Origin of the sequence: Sphingobacterium sp. Lzh-3, assembly GCF_046764375.1 — a bacterium.
GTDB lineage: Bacteria > Bacteroidota > Bacteroidia > Sphingobacteriales > Sphingobacteriaceae > Sphingobacterium.
In genome coordinates this window covers 2,348,815-2,362,415 of sequence record NZ_CP177226.1, presented here as the reverse complement: position 1 = coordinate 2,362,415, position 13,601 = coordinate 2,348,815, and the positions used below count along the sequence as shown (strand labels likewise).

Here is a 13,601-nt window from a genome sequence, read left to right as displayed (position 1 = left end):
TACGACCTCTATAATTCTTAATCTAACTAATTATCTGTTTGTCAACTGCTAAATTTCAGCAACATGCACAGTCCCTTAGGCGGTATGCGTGTCCTCAAATTCTTTCATTGCATCAATCAACGCATTTACGCTGCTTAATGGTAAAGCATTGTATATCGAAGCTCTAAATCCACCTACAGAACGGTGACCTTTGATTCCGATCAAATTACGCTCTTTAGCCAAAGCCAAAAATTCAGCTTCCAACTCTGGTGTATCCATTACAAAAGTAACATTCATGCGTGAACGATCTTCAACTGCTGCAGTACCTTTGAACAATGGGTTACGGTCAATTTCATCGTATAAAGCACGTGCTTTGATGATATTCTCTTGCTCCAATACAGAAACACCGCCCTTTGCTTTTAACCAACGAAGGTTTAACATCGAAACAAAGATCGAATATACCGGTGGAGTATTGTACATTGAACCACCATTGATATGCAATTGATAATCCAACATCGACGGAAGAATACGTCCTGATTTACCTAAGATGTCATCTTTAACAATCACGAGTGTAACACCTGCAGGGCCCATATTTTTTTGAGCACCAGCATAGATCAAATCATAGTCAGCAACGTTGATCTCACGTGAGAAAATATCAGAAGACATATCAACAACCACTGGCAATGCTGTTTCAGGTTTATCAAAAACCTCAGTACCGTAAATGGTATTGTTAGCTGTATAATGAAAATATGCAGCATCTGTTGGGATGGTATATCCCTTAGGGATGTAGGAATAATTTTTATCAATCGACGAAGCTACAACATCTACTGTACCGAATTTTTTAGCTTCTTTTAATGCTTTTGTAGCCCAGACACCAGTATCCAAATAAGCAGCCTTACCTCCTTCAGGTAAAAGATTCAACGGCGCCATTGCAAATTGCAAACTAGCCCCTCCTTGAAGGAAAAGAATCGAATATCCCTGCGGTACTGCCAATAACTCGCGTACTAATTGTGTGGCTTCGTCTATCACTGCTTCAAACTCTTTGGAACGGTGAGAGATCTCTAAAATTGATAAACCGGTGTTGTTAAAATCAATTACAGCTTCTGAGGCTTGTTGAAATACTTCCTTTGGCAGAATACATGGACCTGCTCCAAAATTATGTTTCATTGATGTTATAGTTTGTTTGATTGCTATTCTTTAACCCTAGCTAAGCAATCCGTTGTTTAAAAACCAAAGGTAAAATAAAATTATATATTTTTCAACTAATCTGTTTTTTTATTGAAAATTTATAAAATTCTAAATGATTTCAATAAAAAGATCGCACAACAAACACCTAGTTCAATGCAAAAAACATCAAATAAGCAGTACTTTCCATGCCATATCTACCTGATTATCTTGCAAATACTCTTTAGCTTTAAGTTGAAGGTGGGTATTACGGGCGGATTGATCGCCAATAAAGGCATTAAGCAATTCGTAAATTTCAGGGAGACTAGTTATATCATCTACCTCCTGTGGAGTGGGTAAACGTTCGATCTGAGCCAACGTAATTTTCTCGTTTTGCGTAAAAATATTCGATTCCCTTATAAAAGGAGGAAGCTGATTGTAATCCATAAAAAAGCAGAAATTTTATTCAAATTTCTGCTTAATATCTCAGAAAATAAAATTCTTATATTTTTTCGATAATTCGATCGGCAAATTCACTTGTTTTGACTAATGTAGCATCATCCATCAAATTGTAAAAATCTACCGTCACGGTCTTGGCAATTATGGTTTCGCCCAAGGCTTTAACTATTGCCGCCGCAGCTTCTGTCCATCCAAGGTATTCGAGTAGCATAACACCGCTTAAAATAACCGACGAAGGATTCATGGTATTGGTATTTGCAAAACGAGGTGCTGTGCCGTGAGTAGCTTCAAAAACAGCATGCCCTGTTTTAAAATTGATATTAGCTCCCGGTGCGATCCCTATACCGCCAACCATTGCGGCCAGCGCATCAGAAATATAATCACCGTTCAGATTTAAAGTTGCCACAACAGAAAAATCCCGTGGATTAAGTAAGATCTGCTGTAAAAAATTGTCGGCAATAATATCTTTAATCAAAATTTTACCTGAATCCAATGCGGCTTTTTGTTCCTGATTAGCTACCTCCGCACCTTTTTCTGCTTTCGTTCGCTCCCATTGTCCCCAGGTATACGTTTTGTCTGCAAATTCCGTTTCAGCAACCTCATACCCCCAAATCTTAAAAGCACCTTCCGTAAATTTCATGATATTTCCTTTGTGAACAATCGTCACTGAAGGTAGACTGTGATGAATAGCATGCGCTATTGCCGCACGGACCAGTCTTTTTGACCCTTCCTCAGAAACCAGCTTGACACCGACTCCTGTCGTGGCCGAGAAATTATAATCAATATCAAGCTCATCATGCAAGAAATCCTGAAACCTATTGGCTTCAGCTGTTCCCGCCTGAAACTCTATTCCAGCATAAATATCCTCCGTATTTTCACGAAAAATCACCATATCCACATATTCCGGATGTTTGACTGGCGAAGGTACGCCCACAAACCATTTTGTCGGCCGTTGACATACATAGAGATCCAAATCCTTACGCAAAGCAACATTCAAAGAACGGATTCCACCGCCTACTGGCGTGGTTAGTGGCCCTTTAATTCCAACGAGGTATTCTTTTAGTACATTTAGGGTATCTTTTGGTAGCCATTCGCCTGTTTCATTAAAAGCTTTTTCACCTGCCAGCACCTCCTTCCATGTTATTTTCCGTTTTCCATCATACGCTTTCTCCACCGCTTGATCAAAAACACGCACTGCCGCATGCCAAAGATCAGGACCAATACCGTCACCGATAATAAAAGGAATTGTTGGAAAATCTGGAACCTGTAAAGTTCCTTCACTTGACATTGTAATCTTATTTGACATAACCTTCAATTTTAACGGACAATTACTATCCCTTATTAAACATATTTCCGATCTCTTTGCTAATTTTTCTAAAGATTGGAGCAGCTTCGACATCTTCATACTCGTCGATGTGTGCGTTTTCCACTCTACTAGGAAACACTAAAACAAGATTTTCGTTTGCATAAATACGATCTAATTTCTTTGCTACCCCATCCAGAGAATCACGATAGGAAACTTCTCCATTTCTGGCCGAAACAAAAATAAACATCGCATCTTCTTCCTTAAACGCTTTAAGGCCCTGCAAATTGTCCCAGGCATCGTAATGTTCAAAGGTAACAGGAACAGAATTTTTCAGCTCAACAAGATGTTCTTTAATGGCGGCAGCAGAGCGTTCATCGACAACAAATGTTACCGGAACGGATAGCTCCTGCGCCAGTTTAAGAACCTTCTCCAGCCAATACTCGAACCCAAATTCTGCCTCGCACATGGGTGGTGCAAAAACGACAATGGATTTATTAGAAATAAAAGGTTTTTTAAAATGACATAACATCACATTAGCCGAGGTTCTGTTTAAGATACTTTCCGTTTTTTCTCCGACAAACTTATCCATAAAATTGGCCGCACTCGGCCAGCCCAAAACAATACAATTGGCAGAAACTTCTTTTGCCGACCGTGCAACTCCGCTGGCGATGTTTAAATCTATTGTAGCACTTATATTAACGTTCGTCTCACTCCCCGAAGCATACCTGACCATATTATCCAGGTTCTTCCGTGCTTTTGACATGTTTAATTGAGCCTGTTCATTATCCTTCACAACGGACACGATATTGACGGGATAGGAACATTTCTTACTTTTAATATAGGTTGAAAAATCCAAAATAGGCTCCATATTATCCATGTTAGCGATAGATATCAAAATGTTTTCATCTTTTTCCTTCACAACATCTGTATGTTCTTCGTCCTGTTCACCATCCATCACCACTTTACGCGAGGCATTTCCCGTAACCACCGTAGCGACAATACAGGTAACCAAAATCAATAGAATTGTACCATTAAGCACATTCTCATCGATAATACCATTCTTATGTCCAACCATGATTACAGCCAGTGTTGCTGCAGCATGAGCACTACTTAAACCAAATATCAGATTGCGCTGACCACGGCTATATTTAAAAACGAGCTGCGTCAACCATGCGGCCACATATTTACCGACGATAGCCACAACGGTCAGTGTTCCAGCAATAATAAGTGCCTGCGGCCCCTTCAAAATCACGCTGACATCGACAATCATCCCCACAGATATCAAGAAGAAAGGAATAAAAATCGCATTGCCGATAAACTCAATTCGGTTCATCAAAGCGGAAGAGTGTGGTATCAGTTTGTTGAGGGCCAGACCCGCAACGAAAGCCCCGATAATCGGCTCAAGGCCGGCAATTTCCGCTAAAAATGCAGCAAAAAACACGACGGAAAGCACGAAGATATAATTGGATGTCTTCTCACTCCCCAAGCGTTCAAAAAACCATTTTGCAATCCTTGGAATAACACCAAACATGATAAACAGGAAAATAGCAAAGGAAATTGTCAGGGTAATCCAAAATTCATTACCAATATTTCCCTGAGAAACGCCGGTAATCACTGCAAGAATAATCAGCACGGCCGTATCCGTCAGAATTGTTCCGCCTATGGTGATCGCAACGGCCTCCATTTTAGAAATACCATAGCTATTTACAATGGGATAAGAAACCAGCGTATGGGTAGCAAACATGCTTGATATCAACAAACTCGGTAAAACACCGTAGCCCAATAAAAAATGACAAACGGGATAGCCAATACTAATCGGAACAATAAATGTTAAAAAGCCAAAAAGTAAACTCTTATTCTTGGTCTTTTTAAACTCATTCATATCTAACTCCAAACCAGCGATAAACATGATATAGAGCAGGCCTATTGTTGAAAACAGTGTGATAGCCGAGTTTTTTTCCAACCAGTTGAGTCCATGTGGTCCAATAATAACACCAGATATAATTAATCCAATAATACCCGGAACCTTAATCGGTCGCAGTACGATCGGTGATAACAGGATAATAAAAAGTACCAGCGAAAATATAAGTACAGGATTTTGTAAAGGCGCTTCGAAAGCGTGGGAAATATGCTCAAAAGTTTTATTCATAAGTGCTTGTATACTAGCTGCAATATGTATATACTTATTTTTCTATACAGCTCGAAAAATAGTTAACAGCACTAAAAATACGATTTTTTCAAGAAAGCGAAGCCTAAAAGTAGTGTTACTTAAAAGAAATGGCTTTGATCGGACTAATCTTGGTAATTAGCATCGACGGAATAAATAATGAGATCATTCCGATAAACACGACAGCCAAATTGACCAAAATCACATCAGACCATTGAAGTTGAACGGCAACATAGGAGATATAGTAGGTCTTTTCATCCAATTTAAAGAAATGGGTAAAATCCTGAAAAAAGTAAAAACCTAAGCCAATAAGATTACCGATTAATAATCCCAGACCGATGAGATACAAGGCACTGTACATGAAGACGCGGCGAATCCCGGCATTGTGGTACCCCAACGCCTTTAAGATACCGATCATTGAAGTCCGCTCAAGAATGGTGATCAGCAAGGCGGAGATCATATTGATAATAGCAACGACCGTCATCAGTATAAAAATGATTTTGGTGTTCATATCAAGCAATTCCAGCCACTGAAAAATATCAGGGACCTGATCCTTGATATTGATTGCCTGCATATCGATAGGCAACAGATCTTCAACCTTGTTCGTTGTCTGTTCGAGCTGACTAAAATCTTTAATCCGAATCTCATAGCCCCCTACTTCATGATCATCGAGGTTGCTCAGTTTACGAATGACATTGAGAGACCCGATCACATAGACCTTATCTAATTCTTCGGAGCCTGTATTGAAAATGCCCTTAATGACAAATTTACGTTTACGTATAGGATCCTGCACGAAATACATAATAAAATCGTCACCGACTTTTAGGAGCAGTCGATCGGCGAGATACTTGGACACCAAAATCTGATTATCCGCATTATCCGATTTAAAGTCTATCATGCTCCCTTCCACCAGCATACGCTGAAAGGGCTTTTGATTATACAAGGAATCGATACCTTTAAGAACCACTCCTTCAACTTCATCGTTGACATTAATAATCCCGGCCTTGGTTGCAAAGGAACTGATTGAGTTGACTTGGGGAATCGCCAATATGGACTTACGAACCTCCGGTGTAAGTGTTATGGGTGAATTTTCGTAAGACTTATTCAGGTCGTAACGTAAAACCAATACATCGGCAAAAAAACTCCGTTGCTTACTGATAATCTCTCCCTTAAATCCGCGCAATACCGCAATAGATATGATAATCGCTGCAATAGCAAGAGCAATTGCACCAATAGTCACCCGAACGATCAATTTTGAGAACGTTCTTTTTCCAGAAAATGCGATCCGATTTGCTAAAAAATAAGGAAAATTCAAGCTTTCAATATATTTATGTAACTTCGCAAAGTTATAAAAATTTGTTATTTACAAAACTGAAATGACAAATAATTAGGCGTTTTTCAGTGGGCTATTCAACGAGGAGGCCCCTGTACTGGTTTAAAGGGTTTTATAAAAATTACAAGTATTATGCGTATTATTTTCATGGGTACTCCCGATTTTGCTGTAGCTTCACTTGAAGCACTGATTCAGTCTGGCGAACAAGTTGTCGCTGTGGTTACGGTACCGGACAAACCTGCAGGACGTGGACAAAAAATACATGAATCTGCTGTGAAAATATTTGCTACGCAACATAATATCCCAGTTCTTCAACCAGTGAAACTCCGTGATGAGGCATTTTTAGATGAACTGAAAAGTTTTCAGGCGGACCTACAGGTTGTGGTAGCATTCCGCATGCTTCCCGAGATCGTCTGGAATATGCCTAAATTTGGAACAATCAATGTCCACGCCTCACTCCTTCCACAATACCGGGGCGCAGCACCGATAAATCATGCAATCATCAATGGAGAGAAAGAATCGGGCGTAACCACATTTTTACTACAGCACGAAATCGATACAGGAAACATCTTATTGTCGAAAAAAGTTGCGATCAAAGAAACCGACAACGCGGGCGATCTTCACGATAATCTCATGGTGGCCGGAGCAGAAACTCTTCTGCAAACCATCCAGCAACTAAAGGCTGGAACACTGCAGCCCAAACCTCAGGAAGTCCTTCTCACAACGGGGCCACTCAAACATGCTCCAAAAATTTTCAAAGAAGACTGTAAAATAAACTGGGATCAGCCCACGGCACAAGTGTATAACTTCATTCGCGGTTTAAGCCCCTATCCAGCGGCATTTACCTTCTTAAATGATAAGGTCCTAAAAATCTATAGCACAGAAAAAGAACTTGTCAATACAGCTACAATACCGGGAACCATAGAAACTGACAAGAAAAGTTTCTTAAAAATTGCAGCGCAAGACGGCTATATTGTCATTTCTGACCTTCAACTCGAAGGAAAGAAAAGAATGAATGTAGTCGATTTTTTAAAAGGTTATCGATTTTAGCCTTTTTCATCACCACCATCATAATATTGCAGCAGATCACCAGGCTGACAGTCTAGCGCTTTGCATATCGCTTCAAGGGTATCTAATCGCAATGCCTTCGCTTTTTGATTCTTGATGATTGAAAGATTGGAAAGGGTAATTCCGACATTGTCACTCAATTGGTTAAGCGACATTTTTTTCTCTTTCATTATTTTATCCAAGTGAATTAAGATTGGCATAATATAATTTTTATTCTTTTAAATTTATTTAATGTCACTAATAAAACAAAAGATCCATCTTTTTGTTTTATCATAAAATTATCATTTTAAAATAAATTTGAGGAATGCATATTGTACAATAAATCAGCTACCGTTGAGTTAAATTGTCTAGAATAAGAAAAAAAAATTAAACCCTTTAGCACTTTAAATATCAAACAGTTGAATATTACAGCAACAGATAAGAAGAAAAAAAATATTAAAATGGAATAGTTTTTGATGATTAAAAATTGAAACTCAAAAAAACCTAACTCATTAAATATGAGTGGCTAGATAATCAATTTTCCATTAATAATTCAAAAATTTTTCGTATTTTCGCAAACATTTCTTAGAGAGGAGAATTAATAAAAATTAATGAGACAGCTCAAAATTACACAATCTATCACCAATCGTGAGTCACAGTCTTTGGACAAATACTTACACGAAATTGGTAAAGTAGACTTAATTACAGCAGAAGAAGAAGTAGAATTAGCACAGCGTATCCGCGAAGGCGATCAAGTTGCCTTGGAAAAATTGACTAAAACCAACCTTCGTTTCGTAGTATCAGTAGCAAAACAATATCAAAATCAGGGTTTAACCTTAGGTGATTTAATCAATGAAGGTAACCTAGGCTTAATTAAAGCAGCTAAACGTTTTGACGAGACAAAGGGGTTTAAATTCATTTCTTATGCCGTTTGGTGGATTCGCCAATCTATTCTTCAAGCAATTGCTGAACAATCGCGTATCGTACGTCTGCCATTGAACCAAGTCGGTTCATTGAGCAAAATCAGTAAGGCTTTCTCAAAACTAGAACAAGAATACGAACGGGAACCATCTCCAGAAGAATTGGCGGATATCCTTGAAACCACAGTAGACAAGGTTTCGGATACCCTAAGCAACTCTGGCCGTCACGTATCTATGGACGCTCCCTTTGTTCAAGGTGAAGAAAACACACTTTTGGACGTTTTGGAGAACCATGATCCAGACACAGACAGTTCTTTGATTGATGAATCTCTATCGGAAGAAATCAAACGATCATTGGCAACATTGACAGAAAGAGAACGTGAAATTATCGTACTTTTCTTTGGCTTAGGTTCCAATCACCAATTGTCGTTAGAGGAAATCGGAGAGAAATTCAATTTGACACGTGAACGTGTTCGTCAGATCAAAGACAAAGCTCTTCAGCGTTTGAGACACACTTCAAGAAGCAAAATCTTAAAATCCTATTTGGGTTAACAAGAGATACTTATTAGACATTTTGGCAATCCCAATCAGAAATGGTTGGGATTTTTTTTGTCCATAATTTTTTGTCCAATAGAAAAAGGGTTGCCTACTGAGCAGGCAACCCTTTTTCTATTTTCCAAGACTCCTGTTATTTAGAATCCGGCATCAAAATAAATTCAAAAAGTCGATCTCTTTTCAAATATTTCCCGGCAACGTCCTGCACCGACTTTGAAGTTACCTTCTTCAAATTGTCTATTCTTCGTGTATATCGCGTAAGATCAAGATCATTCTGATATGAACTTGATATATAATTCAGCCAATAGCCATTTTCACGAAGATTTAACTCATTTTGTCGCTGTTGTTCTGCTAGAAACTTCTCAATATCTCCATTTTCGGGCCCCTGTTCCTGAATCTTTTTTACCTCATCCAATGCCGAAGCGATTAAAGCATCAGCTTTATCTACTGCGGAACCAAAACCAATGGAGAAAGCATAACGCGCTTTTGGCAGCTTACTAAAACTTGCCCGAGCGCCCACTCCATAAACACCACCTTCTTTTTCACGGAGTCTTTCAAGCAATTTGATCGTCAAAACACTCTCTAAGGCTTCCATATTAACATTTTCAGTTTCATTATAGGTATAGTCCCCATAGTAGGCCAATTGCGTACTTGCCTTTTCTTCTTTTCCCTTATGAACAACCACGCGCTCTCCCTTGCTCGGCTCCAGAATATTTAAATCCTTATAGCTCTCCCCTCTTTTAAGGGCCGGCAATGAGGCAAGATAGGTTTCTAAATAAGGCTTGATCTGATTCTCGTCAAATGACCCCACAATTGTAAACACAAAATCCGAAGCATCCGCAAATCGTTCTTTGTAGATTGCCAAAGCACGCTCCCGATCAATTTTATTGATCGTTTCTACCGTTGGGTTTTGCCGACGGACATTGTTGCCATAAAGCACTTCTTTCACTTTATCCGAGAATACATTATTTGGATTGCTCAATCTATTTTCCAAAGATCCTTTTGCCCGGGTCATGGTACTCTGGAAAATATCCTCGTCCAAGCGAGGTTCAGTAAAATAACCATAAATCAATTCAAAAGCATTCTTTAATCCTTCTTTATCTGTGCTACCTGAGATACCTTCGTAGCGTTCAGAAATGTAAGGAGAGATGGAAACATCTTTTCCCGAAAGATACTTCGTAAGCTCAACGTTGTTCATTTGTCCAACGCCGCTTGCATCAATTAAAGAGGATGCATTGGAGGCCGAAAAGTAATCTGCATCGTTATAGCCTGATGTTCCACCTGGACTATACGCCATAATCTGTATCTCATCATTTTTAAAGTCCGTAGGCTTTAAGATCACTTTAACGCCATTGCTTAAGGTTAATTCTTTCGCTTGAACGGCGTCAATATTTCTTGACGATACAACAGCGCCTTTCACCGGTTCTTTTGAAAGCAAGGGAAGATTGGAAACTTTATCTTCATAAGCTGTCACAGGAGTTTCTTCAACTGCTTTTACCCAGCTCATTACGGTAGACTCAGCCGGTAAACTGGCCTTATCCTTCTCTGGCCCCATAACCAGAACATCGCGGTTCAGATCGGTATAATATTTTTTCACCAAGCCATTTACTTCTGACAGCTTCAACGTTGGTAACAGCTGTTTAGTCAAACGATAAGAGTTTTCATTACTTAAAGCGGGTTCATCATCAATAAAATAATTTAGATAACGATTGACATAACTATCCGATTTCTTTTTATCACGCTCGATATAAGACATCTCGTTACCTTTTTTCATATCTGCGATGGCACGATCCAACTCCGTCTGTGTAAAACCGTATTTTTGAATACGCTCAAATTCTGTTAGCATCGCTTTAAATCCGGATTCCAACTCGCCCGGTTTTGGGACCACCAGCAATGAAAAAGTATTGAGGTTAGCAACAAAATCGCTGATACTTCCACCTGCCTGCATAAAAGGTGGATTCGGTTGCTGCATCAATTCAGAAAAACGACCTGCAATCATCTGATTGAAAACACTCTTCAACAACTCGTTTCTATAATCTCCTACGGTGGAAACTTTTTCTTTCTCACTTTTAATCAAAATCTGCGCGACGGTATAAGGCAGTTCCGGATCTGAAATTGCCAAGAACTGGTTCTTGTTTAACAAATCAACACGATATTTTTTACGCTCCAATGCTTTTTTGGGCATTTTCATATCGGAAAACAAAACTTTCACCCTTTCTTCCATTTCCTTAGGATCAATATCCCCAACAATGATTAGAGCCTGTAAATCTGGGCGATACCAGTCCTGGTGGAATTTGCGTATTTCTGTATAAGGAAATGTTTTCAGGATCTGTTCAGTTCCGATAGGCAAACGTTTGGAGTAAAGGGAGCCATTGAGGAGCATCGGAAAGTATTGATCCTGTAAACGCTGCTGCACTCCTCTTCCACCACGTTTTTCTTCGAGGATAACGCCACGTTCTTTGTCAATTTCTTCGCCATCCAACAAAGCATCCTGAGCCCAGTCGCGCATCACCTGCAAACCATTTTTTAAAAGTTCAGGATCGTCAGAAGGAATTGGTAACTGATAAACTGTCTGATCAAAGCTCGTATAGGCATTCAGATCCGAGCCAAATCGGACTCCTGCCTTTTGCAAGTAGTTAACCAATTCATTCTTTGGAAAATGCTTCAGGCCATTGAAGTTCATATGCTCTAAAAAATGTGCCAAACCAAGCTGTTTTTCATTTTCCAGAATAGAGCCGGCCTTCATGCCCAAATACATGGTGACACGACCCTTAGGCTCGCTATTTTTACGAATGAAGTATGTAAATCCATTTTTCAGCTTCCCCGTGATGACTTCGTTGTCGAAGGGTAATTTTTGATTCAGGGCCAAACTATCTTGGGATAGAATCGCCCGTGCTTCCGCGGTTAACGTAGTTGGCTTTTTTGCTTCTGCTATATAGAATGTAGCCGGTAACAGAAAAGCTAATGCAAGTGGTTTAATGAATTTCATACAAAAAAATGTCTTTTTTTTAGTCAGCTATTTTTGCTAATTGTTTTATATTAGGGTAAACGGAACTGGAGATCAATTGTCCCGATAAATAGTAAATGACAGATCAATACTTTTTTCATTATCCAAGGAGGAATCAGGCCCCTCCATTAGGGAACGTCTCTTTGTGTTACTTTTAATCTGTAATAATTCCAGCTAAAAATACAGAATAACTTTCGAAAAGAACAACAGTTAATTGTAATTTTGTTGCAAATGGATTTTGAAAACTGGAGTGATATAAAAAAGGAATTCGAACAATTCTTAAAGTTCGAAAGAGGCTTGAGCATTAATTCAATTGATGCTTACTTAAATGATGTATCCAAATTTCAGATCTACTGTGAAGACAATCATTTGGTTTTAAATACCGTAACGAGAAAGAATATACAGGAGTTTTTGGCTTGGTTGCAGGAATTTAATATTTCGCCCTTCACACAATCCAGGTTGATATCTGGCCTTAAGACTTTCTTTAGCTTTTTGATGATCGAGCATGAATTCGTCAACAATCCGACCGATCTCCTTCAGGCGCCACGCTTGGCACGCAAGCTGCCCAGCGTTTTGAGCATACAGGAGATCGATCAATTAATCTCGGCAATCGATCTTTCTTCACCCGAAGGTGAACGTAATAAAACGATCATCGAAATCTTATACGGATGTGGTCTCCGTGTTTCCGAGCTTATCACCCTCAAAATATCAAACCTTTTTTTAGATGTAGAATTTATCAAAGTTGAGGGCAAAGGAAGCAAAGAACGTCTAATTCCAATTGGTCAACACGCCATTAAACACCTTCGCATCTACTTAGAAACGGTCAGACCTCATATCAAGATTAAGGCCGGAAATGAAGATATTGTATTCCTCAACAGAAGAGGCGCCGCATTATCGCGGGTTATGATCTTCTTGATCATTAAGGAACTTGCCGCAAAAATCGGGTTACAAAAAACCATCAGCCCACATACCTTTAGACATAGCTTTGCATCACACCTGGCGGAAGGCGGCGCCGACTTAAGAGCTGTACAAGATATGCTCGGTCATGAAAGTATTACCACGACCGAAATATATACACACATCGATAGGGATTACCTTCATTCCATTATTACGCAATATCACCCCAGATCTTAACTATATCGATTTCTCCTGCTTGGACATTCGGATAAGATGTGCCAAATTTTTCACCACACGATCGTGTTTCAAAACGAATGGATTGTTTTTATCCCACACGTATCCCGCTAATATTGCACAAATGCTACGTTTCACCTCCGGGTTTTCGGTGTACGAAGTTGGCCCCACACTTCCAAGAGAAGTATTACCACTGGACAATGGAATTCTCCACAACCAAACCTGCGTTTCCAATATATCAAAAGAAATCAGACTACCTTTTTGCCCTAGCGGTCGATTAACGTCATGGACATGGCTGCATATCACCGAATGGGGCTTAAGCGAGAAAGTTGGTAGAAATTTAGCATACGAGGCAAAACTCTACCATAACATGAACAGCCAATTAGATCTCGTCAAACATCCCAGGCAGATGCTAAGCATTCATATACAAACCATTAGAACCAGCGTAAATAAATGAAGAATTGACGAAATGCAAACATAAAAATAATGACGATAAAACGCGTTAAAAATTGCCTGGTAAAAGATTGAATTTT

11 protein-coding genes are annotated in these 13,601 nt (G+C 39.3%); 3 read left to right on the top strand and 8 right to left on the bottom strand.

Features of this window, described 5'->3' with window-relative positions:
- Positions 1-75: 75 nt before the first annotated feature.
- The 5 genes from serC to ACLCDV_RS09620 all read right to left on the bottom strand — a co-directional run bounded on the left by serC (position 76) and on the right by ACLCDV_RS09620 (position 6,390).
- Positions 76-1,146 (bottom strand): 3-phosphoserine/phosphohydroxythreonine transaminase, encoded by a 1,071-nt coding sequence (serC, locus tag ACLCDV_RS09640; RefSeq protein ID WP_317667431.1) that lies wholly within the window; start codon positions 1,144-1,146, stop codon positions 76-78.
- A gap of 186 nt (positions 1,147-1,332) precedes the next feature.
- Positions 1,333-1,590, bottom strand: a complete 258-nt coding sequence (locus ACLCDV_RS09635) for a hypothetical protein (RefSeq protein WP_411973535.1) — start codon at positions 1,588-1,590, stop codon at positions 1,333-1,335.
- Positions 1,591-1,645: 55 nt separating this feature from the next.
- Entirely contained in the window at positions 1,646-2,908 is a 1,263-nt protein-coding gene (gene icd / locus ACLCDV_RS09630; RefSeq protein WP_411973534.1) for an NADP-dependent isocitrate dehydrogenase, read from the bottom strand.
- Between the two features lie 25 nt (positions 2,909-2,933).
- Positions 2,934-5,057, bottom strand: a complete 2,124-nt coding sequence (locus tag ACLCDV_RS09625) for a cation:proton antiporter (RefSeq protein WP_411973533.1) — start codon at positions 5,055-5,057, stop codon at positions 2,934-2,936.
- Positions 5,058-5,172: 115 nt separating this feature from the next.
- Positions 5,173-6,390 (bottom strand): ABC transporter permease, encoded by a 1,218-nt coding sequence (locus ACLCDV_RS09620; RefSeq protein WP_411973532.1) that lies wholly within the window; start codon positions 6,388-6,390, stop codon positions 5,173-5,175.
- Positions 6,391-6,540: 150 nt separating this feature from the next.
- Here ACLCDV_RS09620 and fmt point away from each other — a divergent pair, with 150 nt between their 5' ends.
- On the top strand, positions 6,541-7,458 hold the full coding sequence (fmt, locus tag ACLCDV_RS09615) for a methionyl-tRNA formyltransferase (protein ID WP_411973531.1): 918 nt from the start codon (positions 6,541-6,543) through the stop codon (positions 7,456-7,458).
- Here fmt and ACLCDV_RS09610 read toward each other — a convergent pair.
- Positions 7,455-7,676 (bottom strand): helix-turn-helix domain-containing protein, encoded by a 222-nt coding sequence (locus ACLCDV_RS09610; protein ID WP_046675813.1) that lies wholly within the window; start codon positions 7,674-7,676, stop codon positions 7,455-7,457. The genes fmt and ACLCDV_RS09610 overlap by 4 nt on opposite strands.
- 390 nt (positions 7,677-8,066) lie before the next feature.
- Between ACLCDV_RS09610 and ACLCDV_RS09605 the strand changes: the two genes are divergently transcribed.
- On the top strand, positions 8,067-8,927 hold the full coding sequence (locus ACLCDV_RS09605; RefSeq protein ID WP_028068906.1) for an RNA polymerase sigma factor RpoD/SigA: 861 nt from the start codon (positions 8,067-8,069) through the stop codon (positions 8,925-8,927).
- 136 nt (positions 8,928-9,063) lie between these two features.
- On the opposite strand, the gene ACLCDV_RS09600 is transcribed toward ACLCDV_RS09605, so the two are convergent.
- On the bottom strand, positions 9,064-11,919 hold the full coding sequence (locus tag ACLCDV_RS09600) for a M16 family metallopeptidase (protein ID WP_411973530.1): 2,856 nt from the start codon (positions 11,917-11,919) through the stop codon (positions 9,064-9,066).
- Between the two features lie 249 nt (positions 11,920-12,168).
- Between ACLCDV_RS09600 and xerD the strand changes: the two genes are divergently transcribed.
- A complete protein-coding gene (gene xerD / locus ACLCDV_RS09595; protein WP_411973529.1) occupies positions 12,169-13,071 on the top strand; it encodes a site-specific tyrosine recombinase XerD in 903 nt (300 codons plus the stop codon).
- Here xerD and ACLCDV_RS09590 read toward each other — a convergent pair whose 3' ends face one another.
- Complete coding sequence (locus tag ACLCDV_RS09590; protein ID WP_317667436.1) at positions 13,072-13,374, bottom strand: hypothetical protein; 303 nt, start codon at positions 13,372-13,374, stop codon at positions 13,072-13,074.
- Positions 13,375-13,601 lie beyond the last annotated feature (227 nt).